We start from the raw sequence: 19,060 nt of genomic DNA on the forward strand, positions 1-19,060 counted from the left end.
CTTTACCACGTCGTCGTTACCAAGTCATCGAAGCGGCGTTGAGTAAGCCGACTGCCACGGCCACGCTAGCCATTAAAATGCCATAGGCTTGGTGGCCTTCGGTAATGTGCTGAGACAGGCTTTCGCCCTGCTTACGAAGAAATAGCTTAACCGCGAAGAAGGTGGCCAGTTGAACGATAAACGCGACCACGCCCCAGAGTACGAAATCGATAAAGTTAATCGAGTGCGCCATCGCGCTATACAGCGGAATAGTAAAGCCCACGATGGAGCCGCCGTAGGCGGACGCTGCCGCCGCATTGCCTTCGCGAATCAGCGTCCACTCGTTATGGGGAGTAATGCGGCTATAGCAATACATAAAGGCGGCGAGCAGCACAATCGCGGTTACTAAATAAGCAAAAAACGATGGCAGGCCGTAGAGATAATTCACCATGGTGGCAGTTTCCTTGTGATGGCTCGTGTTGATAGTGCGTCGTTATAATATGCAGTTATAAACGTGCTGATAGCTCATAACCTAAAGTGCCGGGTTATACCGCGTCGATGTCGACGGAGGCCACATCCACGCCCACGTTTTGCACGAGCATAAAGCTATCTTCACCGTCGGTTTCAGCGCTTAGCAGTAAATACTCCATGCGTTCAGTCCCCTGAATGGTGCGCTCATAGAGCATGGCATGGTGTGTCACACGGCGGGCGACGACACTCTCGGTAGTCATGACCTGTTCTTCAAAGATGACCGGGGGTGACCACAGGCTTTCAGTGTCGCCCCATACCCGCTGAAACGTGCCGGTCCTCGTTTCATCGGCGGTAGACGCGAGGGTGATGGCTTGCGCGCCAATACGATCAGACGTTTTATCGTCACCGTTGATCATTTTGTCAAACTCAGCATCCGACAGGTGAGCAACACGGTAAAAGTCGAATAGCTTATATTCAAGCACCTGGCCGTTTTCAATATTGGCCTGAAGCCACGTATCGTTATCCAGATAAAAGCGCACTAAATGCGCGTCCTGGCCTAGGTCGACATGGCCCACGGCGGCAATATGATAATAGGCATCGTCATCCCAGCTAAACAGCGCGTCGGCATGTGCACGCAGACCAATCAGCTTGATATTGACGCGACCATCCAAACGCAGGCCCTCTAAGTCTTCCTGACTGATACCGGTAGGCAGCCCTGCGGCGACCGGACGCCCCTGGCTCTGCTCTGGCGATGGCTGCGTGTTCGCGCGGAAAAGGGCCTTGAGGGTGTTAAGCATGGGCCTGCCTCTCGATGGAAGGACGTGTGTTGAAGGACTAGCGTTGATGCGACGCGTTCATGCTAGTCGTGTTATTACTCTTGAGCCGCGCTTTTCTTGGCTTTCAGACGCGCTAACACATCGTCGGCTTTACGTTCCTGGCCGCCGATGCCAGCCGCTTTGAGGCGTGCTTCCAAGGAGCTTCCGCTCTCTTCTGCGGCCATTTCATCGGCTGCGTGCATTTGCGCCGAGTTTAGCTGCTGGCGCTCTTTAATGCGCTCCAGTGACTCCATGGCGCTGCTCATCGCGCTGTTTTGTCCTGAATGACGAGACGCCACGGCAGATTGCGCTTTTTGCGCTGACTCGGTGGCTTTGACGACGCTTACCTGCTGTTTAAGCTGGCGAAGCTGATTGTCGGTGCCGCGAATGGCGCCACGCAGTTTTTCGATACTGGCGTCATACTCGCTAACAATGGCGCGTTCTGCTTCCAGGTCGTCCTGCAGCGCCACCATGCGTTCCGCTACTTCTACTGCTAAGGCTTCCTCGCCTTTATCCAAGGCGGCCTCGGCGCTTTTTTCCAGTTCAGCAATTTTGCTTTCCAGTGTATCGGCTTTGTTGCTGTTTAGCTGGCGCTGGCCCATTAGGCGGGTAAGTTCGGTTTTGGACTGGCTCAGATGGTTTTCGGAATCACGAATTTCCTGATCCAAAATGCGCAACGCCTGGGAGTCGACGACGGCCTGTCCGCTTTCATTCGCTTTGCCGCGCAGGGCGGTCATGATTTTACTCAACATAGGGCATCTCTCGTTTAAATACTGTTTTTAAGGTACTGCTTTTTAAAACACTATTTTTAAAACATCGTTTTGATACGCCATCATGACAATAGTGATGACTGGTCTGAAAAGATTAGACGAAATGCGTCTGTATCAGTTCAGCAACGTCCATGGCTGCACTGGCGGTGGCATGCAGTTCGGCACAAATGGACTCAAGTTTAGAGTCGCCAAACAGCTGCCCGTAAGCCACATAAACGTCCTGCCCGTCGATCTCAACGATTCCCACGGAGGCGAGCGGTAACGCAATGCCCTGGCGCAGCAGCACCTCATTCAGTTCAGCGCTGTTTTTAACGCTATCGACAGCTGCAATCGGTGACATCGCCACCCACTCATTTTCGCTACGCGATAAAGTGATCGGTAAATGACCGTAATCGCTAAGTGTCCAGATCAGGGTCTGATTGTCCTCGTCCAGGGTAAGTGTGCCCTCAGGCCACTCAATAGTGTCTGCTTCTCCCTCAGTGACCGCAGGCTGGTTTACTAAGCGATATAGTTCGCTGGCGGTAATGCCGCTAGTAACGGTAGGCGTAGTCAAGGCGATCTGCTCCATCGTTCGTTAAGACCTTTCACCTTAACACTTAGTAGAGCAAATGGTTCAGTTAGGGAAATCTCTATTCACTATTTTCGCCTTGTCTGGTCTTCGCACGCCAGCTTAGCAATGCCGTCTCGATATATGAGCAACGCGTTCTCTATAAAAAAAGCCCCGTGTGGCACGAGGCCAACCTACGGGGCAAAGGAGGGGACTAACCGGTAGCGATATAAAGAGGACCGTTAGGTGCTTGGATAGGTATCGTGGAAGCGTTTGCGCAGTTCATTTTTCTGCACTTTGCCCATGGTGTTGCGCGGCAGTTCATCAACAAAAAACACCCGTTTGGGCTGCTTGTACTTAGCAAGACGGCCGTCTAGATGCTCGATGACCGCGGCTTCTTCTAGCTGGTCTTCTCCAGGAGTAGCGCCTTGCTGGCGTACCACTACTGCGGTAACGCCTTCGCCAAAGTCGGGGTGAGGGAGACCGATCACCGCCGACTCCGCGACTTGATCAAGCTCATCAATCACCTGTTCGACTTCTTTGGGGTAGACGTTATAGCCCCCTGAAATCACCAGGTCCTTGTCGCGACCCACGATATGCACATAGCCCTGGTCATCGACCATGGCGAGGTCGCCGGTAATGAAAAAGCCATCTTCCAGCAACTCTTCACGTGTTTTTTCGGGCATTCGCCAGTAGCCGGTAAAGACGTTAGGGCCACGAACCTGCAGTATGCCAATCTCTCCCTGGGGCACTTCTCGGCCGTTTTCTCGGTCGATAATGCGCATCTCCACCCCGGGCAGTGGCTTACCAACAGTGCCCGCACGGCGTGCGCCCTCGTAGGGGTTGGAAAGATTCATATTGGTTTCGGTCATGCCGTAACGCTCAAGAATCGCATGGCCGGTTTTCGCTTCAAACGCGGCATGTGTCTCACTGGTCAAGGGGGCTGAGCCGGAAACGAATAGCCGCATATTCGCGGTCATCTCCGGCGTCAGGCGCTCATCCTGCACCAGGCGCGTATAGAACGTGGGGACGCCCATCAACACACTGCCATGGGGCAGCTCGGCGAAGATTTCATCGACGTCGAACTTTGGCAGGAACAGCATGCTGGCACCCGCCATCAGGGTGACGTTGCAGGCCACGAACAAACCATGGGTATGGAAGATCGGCAGTGCATGAATCAGCCGGTCATCAGCACTGAAGTGCCAGGCGCTGGCTAATGTTTTGGAGTTAGAGGCTAAGTTCTGATGGGTTAGCATGGCGCCTTTCGAGCGCCCGGTGGTGCCTGATGTGTACAGAATGGCAGCCAGGTCATCCTTCTCAAGCGCTACGCTATCCTCTCGAGGTGCTGCCTGTTGAGCGGCGTCCATCAGCGACCCATCGGCGGCATGGCCCAGCGTCGCCACGGCAGGACAGCCGGTGTCAGCGGCGAGTGCGCGTGCTTGTTCTTCCATCTTGGGTCGACAGACAAACAGCGCAGGCTCGGCATCATTCAAAAAATAGCGAATTTCATCGCCAGTGTAACCTGTGTTCAGGGGTAAATAGACGCTGCCGATGCGCAGGCAGGCCAGGTAAAGCAGTATGGCTTCGGGGCTTTTATCTACCTGTACGGCAACACGATCGCCTTGCTTAACGCCTAGCTCGGTTAACGCGCCAGCGAGCTGGGCACTTTGGGTTAACGCATCGGTATAGCTATAGCGGCGACCATTGCGAGTAGTAATAAAATCGGCGTCAGCGCGCTTTCGCATTTGGGCAGCGAACGTGTCGAATAGATTGTGGCTCATTTGATGGTCTCTCCCTTAGCCAGCTTGCGGGCACGGCGAGCAAGGTCGCGTACCTCGTTTGAGCAGGCAACGGTACCCTTGGCGGTATAGTTTTCGTGGTTGCGTTCGATATCGTCCAGTACATACAGGTAGTTGACCATTAAGCCAGCAGCCTGCTTGAACCCTTTGGTGGAGATATCGCCCAGCCAGTTAATACGGTGTAGTTCTGCCCCGTTGCCGAGGTGAAAACGCGCCACCGGGTTTAGCGGCAGGCCATGGCGGTTTTTCTCGTCCACCAGATAGCGCGCAGCTAGGGGGCGTATCGCGGCTTTAAGCTGTTCTTCGCGGGGTTTATCTTCATGCCAGCCTGGGGTTTCAAGCTCTTTAAGCGCGTTACGAATCGAGCCGGGCAGCTGTTCGTCCGTGCGTTGTTCTTGAAGCCACTGGGCAAAACCGGGGACCGGCGACAGGGTCACGAAGTATTTAAGCTGCGGTAGTTCCTGGGAAAGCTCCTGAACCACTTGCTTGATTAAAAAATTACCGAAAGAGATGCCGCGTAAGCCTGTCTGGCAGTTGCTGATACCGAAGAAGGCCGCTGTGTCGGCGTCTTCTGGCTCCTCGATACTTTTTTTAAGGTGACTGCTTTTGCCGGATAAGATGGGTTGAATATGGCTCGGTAAGCCTTTATGCAGGGCGACTTCCACAAAAATCAGTGGCTCATCACCGATGGCCGGATGAAAGAAGGCGAAGCAACGCCGGTCACGCGCATCCAGCCGTCGGCGCAGGTCATCCCAATCCTGGATTTCGTGTACCGCCTCGTAGCGGATGATTTTTTCAAGTACCGATGCCGGCGTGTTCCAGTCGATACGTTTGAGCATCAAAAAGCCACGGTTAAACCAGGAGCCGAACAGGTGAGCAAAATCATCATCGATGGCCGCCATCTCGGGCTTCTCGCGCAGCAACTCCAGCAGGTCTTCACGCATTTTTACCAGCTCATAGGTACCGTCGCTGGCAAGGTTGAGACGCCTGAAAAGCTCCTGACGGCGAGGTTCACACGCTTCGAACAGCCGTTGCAACGTGGGATTGTCGCGAGCCTCTTGATAGGCCGCATAAGCGCTATCAATAGGGCCTGGATCGGCGGCAAAGTCCGTTGCCAGGCGGTCAAAAAAACTGCTTTTTTCAGCCGCCGGCAGGCGCTGGTATATCGCCAATGCACGGCTTGCTAACGCAATGCTGGAGGCTTCGCCGTCGCTTTCCAGGAGCTTTTGGCAGGCCTTGACCAACTGGCGATGGTCAGGGGTTAAGGTCTCGGGCTGACGGCGGCGCAACAGCGCATCACGCTGGGTGATGTTGTTGAACAACTCCTGCAAAAACATCATGTTCATGTTTGAACTCCTTACCCCATGATCAAGTTGGGTAGCCATAGCGCAATGCCTGGAAAGAGGCACAGCAACAAGATACCCAGCACCATGCATAGCGCGTAGGGCAAGCTTCCCATGAGAATGTCGCGCAGCGAAATATCGGGCGCGATGCCTTTGATAATGAACAGGTTGAGGCCCACTGGCGGCGTAATCAGGCCAATCTCCAAATTGATGGTCAAGATAACCGCGAACCAGTAGGGGTCGAAGTTAGCCGCTAAAATAATGGGCAGAAGAATGGGCGCGGTCATGACGATCACGGCAACCGGCGGCAGAAAGAAGCCCGCCACCAACAGGAAAAGATTGATAACGCCCATCAGTACCCAGCGGTTAACCTCAAGGTCGGCAATCGCGGCGGCCACGGTCTGGGTAATAAACATGGAGGAGAGTGCATAGGCGAAGACTTCAGCGGTGGCGATCACCAGCATGATCATGACGCTCTCGCGCAGCGAATCACGCATGATCAGTTTGATCGGGCCCACCTGCCACATGCGGTAAATCAGAATAGCCAGCGCCAAACACAGGAATGCACCAACGCCCGCAGCTTCAGAAGGTGTTGCGACCCCGCCATACAGTGCAAACAGAATGCCCGCAACCACGCCCAGGAAAGGCAGCACACGTACCAACGCCTTTAGGTTGGTATCGACGTTCTCTTTAACGGTCTGCTTTAGCCGTTCTGCCGACGCCGCCATGGGATTGTTATAACCACCGGCCATCTTGCAGGCAAACATGGTCCAGATCATGAATAGCCCGGCCAGCATAAAGCCCGGCACCACACCTGCGATAAACAGCCTGCCAATCGAGGTTTCGGTAGAAATACCGTAAATGATCATGGTGACCGATGGCGGGATCAAAATGCCCAAGGTACCGCCTGCGGCGATACAGCCTGCGGCGACTCCGTCTGGGTAGCCGCGCTTACGCATTTCAGGAATGCCCATTTTGCCAATCGCGGCGCAGGTAGCCGGGGAGGAGCCCGACAGAGCAGCAAAAATAGAGCAGGCACCGATGTTGGACACCGCCAAGCCGCCGGGCAGTTTGCCCATCCACAGGTCCAGAGAACGATACAGGTCGCGGCCGGTGGGCGAAGACGCCACGGCAGCCCCCATCAGAATAAACATGGGAATAGCCACGAAGCCGAATTCCGCGATGCGGTCGAAAAAGGTCTCGCCGAAGTAGGTAAGCTCAGCAAGCCCGCGATCATAGAGGAGCGCGAGCAGCGAGACACCGCCGAGGGCAAACGCAATCGGGGTGCCAATCGCCATGAGTGCAATCAGCGCGACGGCGACAATAATGCCTAAGGTAATCGGATCCATGCTCAGCTCTCCCCACGCAGGATTTCAGCCACATATTGCAGTGACAGTAGGGTGGCACCAACGGCCATGGGCAGTAGGGCGGGCCATAGTGGCGGATTCCAGACAGACCCCGTGGTCCACTCGCCATGGAGCGCCTCGACCACGTACACCCAACTGGCATACGCCAGGGCGGCGCAAAACGCCAAGCCAAACAAGGAGGCGATCAAGCGCATGATAGTGCGAGCAATACCCCCTAATGCATCAGGGACAATGGTGATGGCGACGTGGCCGCCGGTCATGAGTACATAGGGACTGCCCATCAACATGGCGCCCGTCACCGAGAAAATGGTGAATTCGGTCTGCCAACTGGTGCTCATGCCCAGCAGGTAGCGAATAAACACCATCTGACAAATCACTAATACGCCAGCGATAAAGAGACCGCAGGCCAAGTAGGCGGATAGCCGCGATAGGCTATCCATGACGCGTATATAGCCGCCAATAACGCCCCCGCGTGCAGGAGCTGTGTGAGTCGTTGCAGGTGCCATAGGTCCCTCGTCAAACTAAGCAAGCATCTGTAATAAGCGGCTACCCGTAAGGGCAGCCGTCCCGTTAAGTCCAGTCGCGTTGCTTACTCGACGGCCAGTGCCGCGTCGATAATGGCTTGGCCATTGGGAACATTGTCAGCAAAGTTCTTGTAGGAGGTTTCGCGGGCGATCTCAAGCCACGCGTTGTAGTCCTCTTCACTCATGCTGACTACCTCAACGCCATTCTCTTTATAGAGATCGACCATTTCCTGATCGATGGCGGCAGCTTCTTCAGCGAAGTATGTTTCGGCCGCCTCGCCGGCTTCCATCAGCGCTGCCTGCTGCTCTTCGTTAAGTCCTTGCCACACCTGCTCAGAAATCAAGATGGGTTCGTACATGTACCACAGGGCAAAATCGCCAGGCTCGGTCAAGCATTCGACTTGCTCGTAGAGCCGGTAGGAGATAAACGACATCGATGAGGTATTGGCGGCGTCCAGTACGCCGGTTTGCATCGCCGTGTACACATCAGAGGAGGGCATAGACGCAATGGAGGCACCAGCGGCGGCCAGCATTTCCTCAAACGCCGGACCCGCGGCGCGTAAATTCTGTCCATCGACAGTATCGGGTGAGGTAATGCACTGCTCGCTAGAGGCGAACCCACCGGACAGCCAAGCATCGGCGAGCACGCGAGCCCCCCCTTCTCTAATGACCTCCTTGATCATCTCCATGTACTCGGAGTCATTGAGACGTTGAGCATGTGCTTGGTTGCGCACCAAACCAGGCATCAGAGTGGCTGAGAATTCCGGGTGCCGCCCGCTGGCGTAATCAAGCGGCAGTGAGGTGATATCCAACCGGCCACGGGTGATGGCGCCCCACTGTTCGCGAGCCTTGAACAGCGATTGGCCGGGATAAACTTCTATCGTCAATCCGACGTCGGCATCGGCCACTTGGCGGGCCATCATTTGGACCATTTCATCGCGTACATCCCCTTGGCCACCGGGGAATTGATGCGAAGCACGTAGCACGGTATCGGCCGAGGCGTGCGACATCACCATGGCGAGGCTTAAAGCAGTCGTCGTTGAGATCAAAAAACGTTGCATGTTGCGTCTCCAACCATTGTTGTTGTGTGTTTGGTAGCGCTTAATATGTTCATCAGCCGTGCTGATATATATTTCAATAGCGCTTAACTATGCTAATGTCAACTATATGACGTTTTTTAATGTTCACATTCGGCGGCGTTTAAAGGAGGTAAAACATGACGGACATCAAGCGCTCCAACGCTCAGCGGCTCAAAGATTCGCTTGAAGACGACATCATTAATGGCCGCCGTTTACCGGGTGAACGTTTGGATCCGGAAGCCTTGGGTCGCGAGTTTCAGGTCTCGCGAACCCCGGTACGTGAAGCTTTTCAACAGTTGGTAGCTAGCGGCCTCGTCACCGTTTCGCCCAAGAAAGGCACCTTTGTCGCTAAGGTGGGGATTGATCAGTTGATCGAGATGTTCGAAGTGATGGCGGAGTTGGAAGGCATGTGTGGCCGTTTGGCGGCACGCCGGATTACCGAACAGGAACTAGCGGCGCTACATGAAGCGCATCAACGCTGCGAGGCGGCTGCCTTGGCGGGAGACAGCGATGAGTACTATTACGAGAACGAAGGGTTTCACGACTGCATTTACGCCGCTAGCCACAATACCTTTCTAGCCAGCGAGGCGCGCCAGCTCAAGCAGCGTCTCAAGCCTTATCGACGCCTGCAGCTACAGGTTCGCCAGCGGGTTAATACCTCGCTTAGCGAGCATCAAGTCATCGTTGAAGCGATAGAACGGGGCGACCCCGTCGCGGCGCAGCAGGCGCTGAGTGACCATGTGCTGATTCAGGGCGAGCGCTTTAGCGACTTCGTTTCCAGCGTGCGCCGGATGGCGTCGCCACTTGAACAAACCGGCTGAGCCCAAGCCAAGCGGTATCGCTTAATTATTTCACCTAGCTATTTCACCTAGCTATTTAGCCTAACGATCTAGCCTGGCCCTCTAGGCAACGGCATGTCTTTATCGGTGGGGTAATGGTCCTTGCTGACATTGGGCGCAGCGCTGACACTCTCTCTATCGCTTCTATGTTCCTCTAGCGGAGAGAGATCGTGACTCGCCATATTGCGCTACTAGCCTACCCCGACTGCCAGTTACTGGATGTCACCGGCCCTTGGCAGGTGTTTGCCAGCGCCAATGCACTAAGCCCTCAGCCGCTGTATCGATTGACCCTATTGGCGGAGAGCGTGGGCCCGATAGTCACCAATGGTGGCTTGGCCGTGAATGCCACGCATAGCTATCACCAACTGACTCCCTTGCTGCCCTTGGATACGCTCTTGGTAGCAGGCGGTAGTGGCGTCATGCAGCAACGCGACATCACTGAGGTAAAAGCTGTGCTTCGCGAGATGGCGCCTCAGGTGAGACGTCTTGGGTCAATCTGCTCGGGAGCCTTTTTGCTAGCCGCGGCAGGTCTATTGGATGGCTACCGGGTAACGACCCATTGGCGTCATGCTGAACAATTGGCCGATGAGTACCCCGCGCTTAATGTCGAGCCTGATGCGCTGTATATCGAAAGCCACGGTCGCTATACCAGTGCAGGCGTCACGGCGGGCATCGACCTGGCGCTATCGCTGGTAGAGGCGGATCATGGGGCGGGGCTGGCCGGACGAGTGGCGCGTGAGCTAGTGATGTTTTTACAGCGCCCTGGCGGCCAGTCTCAGTTTAGCGAGATATTGCGCTGCCAGCAGAAGGTGGGGCCGCTGCGCCGTTTGCTGGATCAGCTTCACGCCGATCCCAGTGTCGATCATGGCCTGGATAGCATGGCCGATCTGATGGCGATCTCTCCCCGCCATTTGACACGGTTATTCAAGCGTCACTTAAAGACGACTCCCGGCGCCTACCTCACCCAGTTACGCCTTGAACAAGCGCGCCTGGCGTTACTGGATGAGCGCGAACAGCTCTCCCTTGAGCGCTTGGCCCAACGCTGGCGTCTGGGTGGGGCAGAACAGTTACGTCGACAATTCCAGCGCTACTACGGTGTGTCGCCCTCGGTTTACCGCCAGCGTTTTGCATCTTCCTCTGCTGATTCTTCTATGGAGCCACACGCATGCCCATAACCGTCACCTTGCTATCACTCTGTCAGGCATTGTTGGTCAGCGGTAATATCCTGCTCATTGCCGTTTCACCACTCATTGGCGCCTCGTTGGCACCTACCGCTAACTGGGCCACCGCGCCGGTGGCCAGCCAGTGGTTGGGGCTGATGTGTGCCACTATTCCCGCTTCGCTGATCATGGGGCGGCTGGGTCGCAGGCGCGGTTTCATACTGGGCAATCTTGTCGGTCTGTTGGGAACCGCTGTTGCCATTTTAGCGCTACGTCAACAGAGCTTTGGACTGTTCTTGCTAGCCACTTGGCTAATTGGTATCGGCATCGGCTTTGGACAGCTTTACCGATTTGCGGCCATTGAGTCAGCCCCTGTGGCCTTGCGGGATAGAGCTATTGGTTTAGTGATGGGCGGTGGTGTGCTGGCTGCGTTCGCAGGCCCCTGGCTTGCCCGCGTTAGTCGCGAGCTAAGTGAGACGCCGTTTCTCGGCAGCTTCGTCGGGCTGGGCGTATTGTATGCACTGGCACTGGGCATACTGCTGTGTACGCGGCTGCCGGTGGCCTTTGTGCCGGTCGTGGAGGGCGAGAAGAAACCCTTGAAAACCATCCTTCGGCAGCCCATTTTTTTGCTCGCCGTGAGTTCAGCGGCGGTCGGCTACGGGGTGATGAACCTAGCCATGACCGCGACGCCGCTGGCAATGGCGGGTGCTGGGCATGATTTTAACCATGTCGCCACCACCATTCAGTGGCATGTGGTGGCCATGTTTTTACCCTCGTTTTTTACCGGCCATTTGACGGCGCGGCTGGGTGCTTCGCGCATGATTGGCGCGGGCTGTTTATTGCTGGCCGCAAGCGCTGGCGCCGCACAATTTGATGCCGGGTTTGCAGGCTTTAACGCTGCCTTGGTGTTGTTGGGGCTTGGCTGGAATTTTACCTTCCTGCCCGCTACCGGTTTGTTGACGCAAAGCTACCAGCCAGCAGATAAGGCGCGCACTCAGGCGGCCAACGAGTTTCTGGTGTTTGGTACGGTCGCCGTGACGGCGCTGCTGGCGGGGCCGTTGGTCAATATCTTGGGATGGGCGACGCTAAATGCGCTACTCATTCCGGTGGCGCTAGTGCCCTTGGTGTTGCTGGCGTGGCAGCGGCGACCTCGCCTAGAAAACGCTTAAAAATCCCCCGGGGCGCATTGCAGGCAGGTAAGGCCCAAGGCGCGCCACTGGGCAACCACCGCATCGCGGTCATCCAGTACCAACCAAGGCTCGAAACCGTCGGCCCGCATGGTGCTGAGCAGCGCCTCTTTGACTGCTTCGTCATCGACGTGGTCATGGCCCTCGGGGCGCAGGTACATCGCATCAAAAGGGATAGTGTGACGCTCCAACCAGCGCTGAGTATGCTCACGGTGGGTGTCGGGGCGGCCACTGCAAATCACGATCTGTTGGCCCTGAGCTTTTAGTAGCTTGACCAGCTTCGCCACCGGTTCGATGACTGGCGCTTCGGCCATGTGGGCGAAGAAAGGATCCCACTGCTTCTGGCTACCCAGCACCCAGTCACTGACCTGGTGGGGATGGAACTCGGCGAGCGTGCCGTCGACATCAACAATAACGGTGGTCATACAAAACTCCCGGTACAGGAAACAGTGGTTAAACGAGAATTCGCAGAGAAACGCTGAGCCGTGCAGAGGCGATCGCTAAGAAGGTTGTGCCACGCAGCCAGCTCGTTCTCGGTGAGTAAGGTAAAGAGCGGCACTACTTGGGTAGCGCCCAGTTGGTCGGCGAGTGCTACCAAGTGCGATGCACGCAAGTGAACATTCCAGCGCTGCCAGCTAATGTCGCCCGCAGCGAATTCGGTGCGGCGGTCAGGGGTGAGGTAACCGGTATGGAGCAGGTGGTGGTCAGGCCAGTGTGCCGGCGAGTCGTTACGATCACACATCAGTTGAAGGGCTGGCAGGTCAGCGTTTGGCTGTTTTAAAAGCGCGCGAATGGCTTCGTCGTGCCCCGATCTGCGTAGGGTGGCAGGCAGTGCCAACAGGGCTGCCAGGTTGTTGCGAATTACTGGGTCGATCGCAAGGCTTAACTGCCGCCGGTCAGCTTCGTCGGCTAGCCAGAGTGCCATTTCAAGGGCATGACCGGTTTCGGGAACAGGGAAGGCCAGCGGTCGATCAAGATGCTCACTGATCGCCTGTACACAGCTCGCTTGAGAGTGGTCGTAGCTGCCGTAGGAGGCATCCAACAGCGCAATACGCGCCGGTGGTGGGGTATCAAATGGAAATAATCGTGATTCAAAGCAGGCATCGCCACTATAGAAAATCCCCTCTTCCAACGCTAGATGCAGCCACACACCGCCGAGTGAGTGCCCCGCTTGGCCGGTGGTAACGGGGATGCCCGCGACGTTAAGAGTGCCGCGTTCAGGCAGGGGGTGCCAAGCGCGTTGATGCGGTAATGACTTGGCGATCTGCGGTGTGCAGTAAAGCGGTATGGTTTCCGCTAGCTCGGCCACCCCACCGATATGGTCAATATGGTCGTGACTGATCAGTACCGCATCGACGGCCAGGTTATTCGCCCACGTGATGGGGTCGCCTAGGTGGAGTGCGCCGCCTGCGTCCAGTAATAGTCGTTTTCCTTGCGCTTCTACCATGATGGCGGCAGGTCCTTTTGCGCCTAACCCACTAAGAATCTCGATAGTGACACTCATTGGTCTGGCTCCAGGCACCAGCCCTCTTGAAGCGTAACGGCGACCTGACTACCCACCTCGGGCGCGGTGTGATGATAGGCCAGCAATGTTTCTCCACTGGGCAAGCGCACATTAAGTTCATAACGCTCTCCGCGGAAAATAACGCTCTCCACTTTAGCGGTCAGGTAGTGGGCGCTGTCATCAGAGGTGCTGCTGGCCGAACACGAGCGCGTGGTGTCAAGCTGGATGTGTTCCGGGCGTACCAGTACGCTTTGGGTTCGTTCAGTCTCAATAGCGTTCAACCCCCGCATGAGGGTGGCGCGCTCCAACCGCTTTCCTGGGTGGCCAGCGGCGACTTTTAATTGGCTGCCCTGGCCGATAAACCCAGCCACCCAGGCCGTCCGCGGCTCCCGGTAGAGAGTTTCCGGTGCTCCCCACTGCACCAGCTTGCCCGCTTTCATTACCGCAATCTTGTCAGCCAGTGCCATGGCCTCGCTCTGGTCGTGGGTGACGTAAACCAGGGTAGCGCCGGTGCGCCGGTGAAAATCACGAAAGCTGTGTTCCATGGTGGCGCGTAGGTGGCGGTCCAGGTTGGCCAGTGGTTCATCCAACAGTACCACCGAAGGGTCACTGACCAAGCAGCGTGCCAGCGCTACCCGCTGGCGTTGCCCGCCGCTAAGGGCCTGTGGCATACGTTCGGCGTACGCTTCAAGTTCCACCAGGGCCAGCGCTTGCTGAACTTTTTGGTGGTAAGCCGCCCCGCGGAGGCCGCGCAGTTTAATGGGGTAGCCCACATTATCGGCGACGCTCATATGCGGCCACAGTGCATAGGACTGGAACACCATGGCCATGTTGCGCTGCTCAGGCGGTACATGCGTGTCGGCACTGGCCAGGGTACGGTTGGCTAACTGAATAGTACCCTCGTTGGTGGACTCAAAACCCGCCAGCATGCGTAGCATGGTGGTTTTTCCGCACCCGCTGGGACCTAGTAGGGCGACAAATTCGCCTGGTTTAATCTCCAGCGACAGTGCATCCACCGCAGTGTGTTCGCCAAAGCGCTTGGTCACGCGGTCAATCATCAACCCTGCCATGGGATAACTCCTTTGGGTAAGCGCGGCGCCATTAAACTCAGCGCTAACATCAATGAGGCCACCATCGCCACTACAAGCACTGATACCGCCGAGGCGAGGACGCTTTCTCCACCCTCATCCAGGTTGAAAATCAGCACGCCGAGGGTTTCGTTACCGGCACTCCATAGCAGCGCGGATACAGTGAGTTCGTTGACTGCCAGTAAGAACACCAACAGCCCGCCAGCGAACAGGGCCGGGGCCACCAGCGGTAAGATGATCCCGCCAAGGCGCTGCCACGGGCTTGCGCCAGCCAGTTGCGCCGCTTCTTCAAGGGAAGGGTCCAGCTGCGCCAAACTAGCCGCTACAGGCTTGACGCACACCACTAAAAAGCGCGCCAGATAAGCGATAAAGATCAGCCCCAGGGTGCCGTAGAGCGCCACATTGATAAGCGGTAACGGACGAACAAACAGCAGAATGCAGGCAATAGCCAGCACCACGCCAGGCAGTGCATAGGGGATTTCAATCGCGCTGAGCACTACACTTCGTAAGCGCTCCGGCAGTCGCTGTAGTCGATACGCTAAGGGCAGACTCAGCAGCATCAGCACCACGGCGGCGCTTCCTGCCAGCCATAAGCTGTTGTGCATTGCCCGCCATGTGGCTCCCTGGCGACCTATTACTTCTGCATAAGCATTCAGGGTGACTGTTTGGGCGTTAAGCGGGACGCCCATGGCGGGTACCAGTGAACTGATGATCAGCGCGAGTAGTGGGGCCACCAGAATAATCAGCAAGATTACGACGAGGGTGGTGGTCACCAGCGTGCGCCAGCCGCCCAGGGTAAAATCGTGACTGCGCCCGCTATGGCCGCCCAAGCCAAAGCGGCTGCTGCGCATTAAATGCTGCTGTAGCGCGACCCCGGCTAGCGCCAATAATCCAATCAGCAGTGACAGAGCGGCCATTTCCGCCAGCACGCCCGTGCCGAAGTTGGCCATCCGCTGGTAGATCAGCGTAGGCAGTACAAAATAGCCCGCCGGAATGCCTAGCATGGCGGGGATGCCAAAATTACCCAGGCTTGAGATAAACGCCATGGCCCCACCGGCAATCAAACCACTGCGGGTCACCGGCAGAATAATATGCCCCCATACCTGGGTTTGTTTGGCCCCGCTGATGCGAGCGGCTTCGATCAGCTCTCGAGGCAGCGACAGCAGACTGGTGCGCAGTGCTAGAAATACCAGCGGAGCGCTCTGTATTCCCAGTAGCAAGGCAATGCCTTCTGCTGAATAGAGGGGCTGCGGGCTGCCCAGTGGCGGTGCCATGCCGATACTTTTCAATAACGGGCTGGCGGGGCCAAACAGCTGTAGCCAGCTTAAGGCCGTCACTTGAGGGGGAATCATCATGGGCAGCATAAAGCAAAACACTAACCATGCTTTGCCGCGCACATTCGTCAATGTAATGGCGAAAGCAAACAGGCTTCCCAGCATCATCGCGATCAGCATAGCAAGCCCTGAGGTATACAAGCTGTGCCATAGCGCTCGCCAAGTGCCAGCGCTGGTGAGCACCTGCCACAGCGGTGATTGGCGGCCTTGAGAAAGGTCGCTCAATGCCTCCATTAGCAGGCGCAGGCTAGGCGCCAGGCTCAGCAGTACGATGGCGATCAAGAGACTTGAAAGCAGCCAGCGATGCTGGCTGCTGTGAGCAATAGCAGGTGCCATGATTACCCGCCGAATAAATCGCTAAAGCGCTGTTTAAGCATCTCTTCCTGCGCTAATGCCTGTTCGGTATCGACGGGCATCAAGGTAATCGTATCGCGGGCGGGGAAGCCTTCCGGTGCGGCAACGTCGTTATGAGCCGGCAGGTAACCTTGCTGACTTACCAACTCCTGGCCCTGTTGGGAGAGCACAAAATCGACAAATTTTTGCGCAGCCTCCAGGTTGTCTGCGCCCTGCATAATGGCGACCGGCTCAGTTACCGCGCTGACACCCTCTACAGGGAATACAAACTCGACCGGTGATCCTTTGGCAGCTTCACGAATCGGCAAAAAATCCACCACTATGCCGTAGGGCTTGGTGCCCGCTGCAACCGCGTTAAAGACCCCGCCATTGCCGCCTTGGGCCTCGGTACGGTTGGCCTTAAGCGCTTCGTAATATTCCATGCCCAGGTCAGGATTGTCAGCCACCGCCGCCATGTGAATCAGTGCCGCACCCGAGTAGAGTGGGCTGGGCATCGTGACCATGCCTTCATAGTCAGGCCCCAGCAGGTCCTGCCAGCTTTGCGGTTGATGCTCAGCACCGGTGTTATAGACAATGCCGGTGGTGATCAGCTTAGTGCCGTAGTAATAGCCTTCGGGGTCATAAAGCTCAGCGTCATAAGACTCACGTTCAGCGCTCAAATAAGGCTGTAGGTGGCCCTCTTGTTTGAGAGATTCCATGGTCATGCTATCGGCAATCAGCAGCACGTCGGGGTTGCTTACGCCAGCCGAAAGCTCCGAGCGCAACCGCGTCATCAGTCGTGTCGTGCCATCGCGCACCCATTCCACCTCAATATCAGGGTAGGCTGCCTGAAAGGCATCGACGGTTTGCTGGGCATCGCCGTTGGGCTGACTGGTGTAAAGGGTGAGCGTTTCGTTTGCCATGATTGGGGCGGAAAGAGACAAGCTGGCTATCGCAGCAGCAAGAGCAGAAACCACAGGGCGCTTCAACATGGGTAAACCTCCGGTGAGTGAGCCCCTCCTAAGTTACTGTCACCTGCTTACAACAAAGTGACACTATGCTTTCGTTTGATGCTTTCTGGTTTTCGTACGAGGCTATTTTTCTTTCGTTTGTCACGCTTTTGCTTTCACTGCACTGAGGGGGACCATGCGCCAGCTAGAACGCCGTCAACAATTGCTCCAGCGGATTCACTCCCATGGCCGTCAAACGCTGGATAGCCTGGCGCACCACTTTGGGGTATCGGTGCAGACGCTGCGCGGGGATATTCGTCACTTGGCCGATAAGGGCCTAGTGCTGCGCCGCCAAGGGGAGGTGTTACCCTTTCCCGAGCAGGAGAATATTGGTTATGACCAGCGCCAAATCGTGAATGGCGCGGGGAAACGGCAGATTGCCACGCGAGCTGCCAGCTTGGTACAAAACTATCAGGCACTGTTTCTAGGCACTGGCACCACGGTTGAACAGTTAGCCGGTGCACTGAGTGATAAACAGGGCCTGCACATCATGACTAACAATCTGCATGCGCTGATTAAACTGTGTCAGTTGAAATGTGAGTTGGTGGTCGCGGGAGGGCGCGTGCGGCGTCGCGATCAGGATGTGATTGGCGGTGATGCCTGGCGTTTTTTTCAGCGCTACCGCGCCGATGTCGGCATTGTCTCTGTGGGCGGCATGGATAGCCACGGTCAGCTTTATGACTACAACGATGATGAGGTCATGGCGCGCGAGGCGCTGCTGGCCCACGCCAGCTATCGAGTGTTGGTGCTGGATAAATCCAAATTCGATCTGCCGCTTCGCTGCGCGGCAGGAACACTTAGTGATTACGACGCGGTGGTGACGGATGTGCCGCTCCCCGACAAACTAAGAAGCCCGTTGGCGGCACAGGGCGTTCGTTTTTTAGGGCAGGATTAACACAGGAGCATACCGAGTGTTCGATAACATGAGCCATAGCGTTATGGTCGGCCAGTTCTTTGGCCTAGTGGCCCTTGTCCTTTGCGTAGTGGCCTTTTCAAGCAAACAGGATGACCGCTTATTGGCCCTGCTGATCTCTGCCAATGTGGCCTTTGCGCTGCAGTTCGTATTTTTCGAAAGTTGGACAGCAGCGGTGCTCACGGTGCTGGTGATTGCGCGCATTGTGCTGGCGCGCCGTTACCTGGGCAGCAAAACCGTGATGACCGTTGTGCTGCTGGCCAGCGCGCTCGCCGCCGCACTGACATGGCGAAGTTGTGTCGACGTTCTGCCGCTAATAGCGATGGTGTTGGGCACCGTTGGCATGTTTATGCTGCGCGGTATCGCCATGCGCGTTTTCCTAGGGATGGCTGCTGTTGCCTGGATGTTGAACAACCTGTTGATCGGCACCATTGGGGGCACCATTGCTGAAGGGCTGATTGTGATTACCAATATCGTCACGATTATTCGGTTGGTGAGGGCCAGGCGTAAATATCCCGATGTTTTCAATGATGCTCTGCTAGATCATGCCCAGAAGAAAGATCCTACCCCCTAGCAGAACGCCTCATGCTGGCGTTACCTTTAGCCGCCGCACGCCTTGATGTAAAAGAAGGCGTGGGACCATCGAGAACACTCAGTTGTCTAGCTGCTATGCTGAATACATGAGTTAGCTGACGCGAGGAGAGCGACAATGGCAGGGGGATGGTCAAAAGACGGCGCCGAACAAGAGCAGATCGAGAACACGCTGGACGATGCGGTGCAGCGTGCGCGCCATCAACTACCCCGCGGTGAAAGCCTTAAGGAGTGTGATGAGTGCGGTGAACCGATTCCCGAGGCGCGTCGTCAGGCATTGCCTGGGGTGCGCCTGTGTATCGATTGCCAGGTAAAGGCGGATAAAAAGCAGTCCTCTTTCAGTGGCTATAACCGTCGTGGCAGTAAAGATAGCCAACTGCGTTGACGCTGGCTGCGCCCATCGTTGC

20 protein-coding genes are annotated in these 19,060 nt (G+C 56.3%); 6 read left to right on the forward strand and 14 right to left on the reverse strand.

Translation table 11 applies throughout. The annotated features are described in order from the left end of the window. Window positions 1–16: 16 nt before the first annotated feature. From ACFFLD_RS17510 to dctP, 9 genes are all read right to left on the reverse strand, one after another. Window positions 17–430 carry a DUF350 domain-containing protein gene (locus ACFFLD_RS17510; RefSeq protein ID WP_386042708.1) on the reverse strand — a complete coding sequence of 138 codons (414 nt, stop codon included), beginning with the start codon at window positions 428–430 and terminating at the stop codon, window positions 17–19. Window positions 431–524: 94 nt separating this feature from the next. Next, window positions 525–1,247 carry a DUF2491 family protein gene (locus ACFFLD_RS17515; RefSeq protein ID WP_386042710.1) on the reverse strand — a complete coding sequence of 241 codons (723 nt, stop codon included), beginning with the start codon at window positions 1,245–1,247 and terminating at the stop codon, window positions 525–527. A gap of 74 nt (window positions 1,248–1,321) precedes the next feature. Next, window positions 1,322–2,017, reverse strand: a complete 696-nt coding sequence (locus ACFFLD_RS17520; RefSeq protein ID WP_386042711.1) for a PspA/IM30 family protein — start codon at window positions 2,015–2,017, stop codon at window positions 1,322–1,324. A gap of 112 nt (window positions 2,018–2,129) precedes the next feature. Beyond that, on the reverse strand, window positions 2,130–2,588 hold the full coding sequence (locus ACFFLD_RS17525) for a DUF2170 family protein (protein ID WP_386042713.1): 459 nt from the start codon (window positions 2,586–2,588) through the stop codon (window positions 2,130–2,132). A 236-nt stretch (window positions 2,589–2,824) separates the two neighbouring features. Further along, window positions 2,825–4,363, reverse strand: a complete 1,539-nt coding sequence (locus ACFFLD_RS17530) for a malonate--CoA ligase (protein ID WP_386042715.1) — start codon at window positions 4,361–4,363, stop codon at window positions 2,825–2,827. After that, entirely contained in the window at window positions 4,360–5,727 is a 1,368-nt protein-coding gene (locus ACFFLD_RS17535) for a malonyl-CoA decarboxylase (RefSeq protein WP_386042717.1), read from the reverse strand. Before ACFFLD_RS17535 ends, ACFFLD_RS17530 begins: the two co-directional genes overlap by 4 nt. Window positions 5,728–5,738: 11 nt before the next feature. Next, complete coding sequence (locus tag ACFFLD_RS17540) at window positions 5,739–7,073, reverse strand: TRAP transporter large permease (protein ID WP_386042719.1); 1,335 nt, start codon at window positions 7,071–7,073, stop codon at window positions 5,739–5,741. Between the two features lie 2 nt (window positions 7,074–7,075). Next, window positions 7,076–7,597 (reverse strand): TRAP transporter small permease subunit, encoded by a 522-nt coding sequence (locus tag ACFFLD_RS17545; RefSeq protein WP_386042721.1) that lies wholly within the window; start codon window positions 7,595–7,597, stop codon window positions 7,076–7,078. A gap of 83 nt (window positions 7,598–7,680) precedes the next feature. Beyond that, window positions 7,681–8,676 carry a TRAP transporter substrate-binding protein DctP gene (gene dctP, locus ACFFLD_RS17550; RefSeq protein WP_386042723.1) on the reverse strand — a complete coding sequence of 332 codons (996 nt, stop codon included), beginning with the start codon at window positions 8,674–8,676 and terminating at the stop codon, window positions 7,681–7,683. Window positions 8,677–8,831: 155 nt separating this feature from the next. Here dctP and ACFFLD_RS17555 point away from each other — a divergent pair, with 155 nt between their 5' ends. The 3 genes from ACFFLD_RS17555 to ACFFLD_RS17565 all read left to right on the forward strand — a co-directional run bounded on the left by ACFFLD_RS17555 (window position 8,832) and on the right by ACFFLD_RS17565 (window position 11,862). Then, window positions 8,832–9,515 carry a GntR family transcriptional regulator gene (locus ACFFLD_RS17555; protein WP_386042725.1) on the forward strand — a complete coding sequence of 228 codons (684 nt, stop codon included), beginning with the start codon at window positions 8,832–8,834 and terminating at the stop codon, window positions 9,513–9,515. Window positions 9,516–9,703: 188 nt separating this feature from the next. Further along, entirely contained in the window at window positions 9,704–10,708 is a 1,005-nt protein-coding gene (locus tag ACFFLD_RS17560) for a GlxA family transcriptional regulator (RefSeq protein ID WP_386042727.1), read from the forward strand. Beyond that, window positions 10,699–11,862 (forward strand): MFS transporter, encoded by a 1,164-nt coding sequence (locus tag ACFFLD_RS17565; RefSeq protein ID WP_386042729.1) that lies wholly within the window; start codon window positions 10,699–10,701, stop codon window positions 11,860–11,862. Before ACFFLD_RS17560 ends, ACFFLD_RS17565 begins: the two co-directional genes overlap by 10 nt. Here the strand turns inward: ACFFLD_RS17565 and ACFFLD_RS17570 are convergent. From ACFFLD_RS17570 to ACFFLD_RS17590, 5 genes are read right to left on the reverse strand one after another with little or no spacing between them, the layout of a single operon-like run. After that, window positions 11,859–12,305, reverse strand: a complete 447-nt coding sequence (locus ACFFLD_RS17570; RefSeq protein ID WP_386042731.1) for a phosphatase domain-containing protein — start codon at window positions 12,303–12,305, stop codon at window positions 11,859–11,861. The two genes, ACFFLD_RS17565 and ACFFLD_RS17570, sit on opposite strands and share 4 nt — an antisense overlap. Continuing rightward, window positions 12,302–13,384: an MBL fold metallo-hydrolase gene (locus tag ACFFLD_RS17575; RefSeq protein WP_386042733.1), complete on the reverse strand. Its 1,083-nt coding sequence runs from the start codon at window positions 13,382–13,384 to the stop codon at window positions 12,302–12,304. The genes ACFFLD_RS17570 and ACFFLD_RS17575 overlap by 4 nt, the downstream gene beginning before the upstream one ends. Beyond that, window positions 13,381–14,454, reverse strand: a complete 1,074-nt coding sequence (locus tag ACFFLD_RS17580; protein ID WP_386042735.1) for an ABC transporter ATP-binding protein — start codon at window positions 14,452–14,454, stop codon at window positions 13,381–13,383. Before ACFFLD_RS17580 ends, ACFFLD_RS17575 begins: the two co-directional genes overlap by 4 nt. Next, window positions 14,442–16,142 (reverse strand): ABC transporter permease, encoded by a 1,701-nt coding sequence (locus tag ACFFLD_RS17585; protein WP_386042737.1) that lies wholly within the window; start codon window positions 16,140–16,142, stop codon window positions 14,442–14,444. The genes ACFFLD_RS17580 and ACFFLD_RS17585 overlap by 13 nt, the downstream gene beginning before the upstream one ends. Before the next feature lie 2 nt (window positions 16,143–16,144). Beyond that, the gene (locus ACFFLD_RS17590) at window positions 16,145–17,131 is read right to left on the reverse strand and encodes an ABC transporter substrate-binding protein (RefSeq protein ID WP_386042739.1); all 987 of its coding nucleotides are present in this window, start codon (window positions 17,129–17,131) and stop codon (window positions 16,145–16,147) included. 154 nt (window positions 17,132–17,285) lie between these two features. Here ACFFLD_RS17590 and ACFFLD_RS17595 point away from each other — a divergent pair, with 154 nt between their 5' ends. The 3 genes from ACFFLD_RS17595 to ACFFLD_RS17605 all read left to right on the forward strand — a co-directional run bounded on the left by ACFFLD_RS17595 (window position 17,286) and on the right by ACFFLD_RS17605 (window position 19,038). Further along, window positions 17,286–18,044, forward strand: coding sequence for a DeoR/GlpR family DNA-binding transcription regulator (locus tag ACFFLD_RS17595; RefSeq protein ID WP_386042741.1), 759 nt, complete (start codon window positions 17,286–17,288; stop codon window positions 18,042–18,044). A 16-nt stretch (window positions 18,045–18,060) separates the two neighbouring features. Then, on the forward strand, window positions 18,061–18,636 hold the full coding sequence (locus ACFFLD_RS17600; protein WP_386042743.1) for a YgjV family protein: 576 nt from the start codon (window positions 18,061–18,063) through the stop codon (window positions 18,634–18,636). Window positions 18,637–18,771: 135 nt separating this feature from the next. Next, window positions 18,772–19,038, forward strand: a complete 267-nt coding sequence (locus tag ACFFLD_RS17605; protein WP_386042745.1) for a DksA/TraR family C4-type zinc finger protein — start codon at window positions 18,772–18,774, stop codon at window positions 19,036–19,038. Window positions 19,039–19,060 lie beyond the last annotated feature (22 nt).

It is taken from the genome of Vreelandella sulfidaeris (genome assembly GCF_042429665.1).
Taxonomy (GTDB): Bacteria; Pseudomonadota; Gammaproteobacteria; order Pseudomonadales; family Halomonadaceae; genus Vreelandella.

What these genes read in the sequence shown, in the direction of transcription:
- ACFFLD_RS17510 (WP_386042708.1), bottom strand. Translation starts at nt 430, where the DNA reads ATGGTGAATTATCTCTACGGCCTGCCATCGTTTTTTGCTTATTTAGTA.
- ACFFLD_RS17515 (WP_386042710.1), bottom strand. Translation starts at nt 1,247, where the DNA reads ATGCTTAACACCCTCAAGGCCCTTTTCCGCGCGAACACGCAGCCATCG.
- ACFFLD_RS17520 (WP_386042711.1), bottom strand. Translation starts at nt 2,017, where the DNA reads ATGTTGAGTAAAATCATGACCGCCCTGCGCGGCAAAGCGAATGAAAGC.
- ACFFLD_RS17530 (WP_386042715.1), bottom strand. Translation starts at nt 4,363, where the DNA reads ATGAGCCACAATCTATTCGACACGTTCGCTGCCCAAATGCGAAAGCGC.
- ACFFLD_RS17535 (WP_386042717.1), bottom strand. Translation starts at nt 5,727, where the DNA reads ATGAACATGATGTTTTTGCAGGAGTTGTTCAACAACATCACCCAGCGT.
- ACFFLD_RS17540 (WP_386042719.1), bottom strand. Translation starts at nt 7,073, where the DNA reads ATGGATCCGATTACCTTAGGCATTATTGTCGCCGTCGCGCTGATTGCA.
- ACFFLD_RS17545 (WP_386042721.1), bottom strand. Translation starts at nt 7,597, where the DNA reads ATGGCACCTGCAACGACTCACACAGCTCCTGCACGCGGGGGCGTTATT.
- dctP (WP_386042723.1), bottom strand. Translation starts at nt 8,676, where the DNA reads ATGCAACGTTTTTTGATCTCAACGACGACTGCTTTAAGCCTCGCCATG.
- ACFFLD_RS17555 (WP_386042725.1), top strand. Translation starts at nt 8,832, where the DNA reads ATGACGGACATCAAGCGCTCCAACGCTCAGCGGCTCAAAGATTCGCTT.
- ACFFLD_RS17565 (WP_386042729.1), top strand. Translation starts at nt 10,699, where the DNA reads ATGCCCATAACCGTCACCTTGCTATCACTCTGTCAGGCATTGTTGGTC.
- ACFFLD_RS17570 (WP_386042731.1), bottom strand. Translation starts at nt 12,305, where the DNA reads ATGACCACCGTTATTGTTGATGTCGACGGCACGCTCGCCGAGTTCCAT.
- ACFFLD_RS17575 (WP_386042733.1), bottom strand. Translation starts at nt 13,384, where the DNA reads ATGAGTGTCACTATCGAGATTCTTAGTGGGTTAGGCGCAAAAGGACCT.
- ACFFLD_RS17580 (WP_386042735.1), bottom strand. Translation starts at nt 14,454, where the DNA reads ATGGCAGGGTTGATGATTGACCGCGTGACCAAGCGCTTTGGCGAACAC.
- ACFFLD_RS17585 (WP_386042737.1), bottom strand. Translation starts at nt 16,142, where the DNA reads ATGGCACCTGCTATTGCTCACAGCAGCCAGCATCGCTGGCTGCTTTCA.
- ACFFLD_RS17590 (WP_386042739.1), bottom strand. Translation starts at nt 17,131, where the DNA reads ATGTTGAAGCGCCCTGTGGTTTCTGCTCTTGCTGCTGCGATAGCCAGC.
- ACFFLD_RS17595 (WP_386042741.1), top strand. Translation starts at nt 17,286, where the DNA reads ATGCGCCAGCTAGAACGCCGTCAACAATTGCTCCAGCGGATTCACTCC.
- ACFFLD_RS17605 (WP_386042745.1), top strand. Translation starts at nt 18,772, where the DNA reads ATGGCAGGGGGATGGTCAAAAGACGGCGCCGAACAAGAGCAGATCGAG.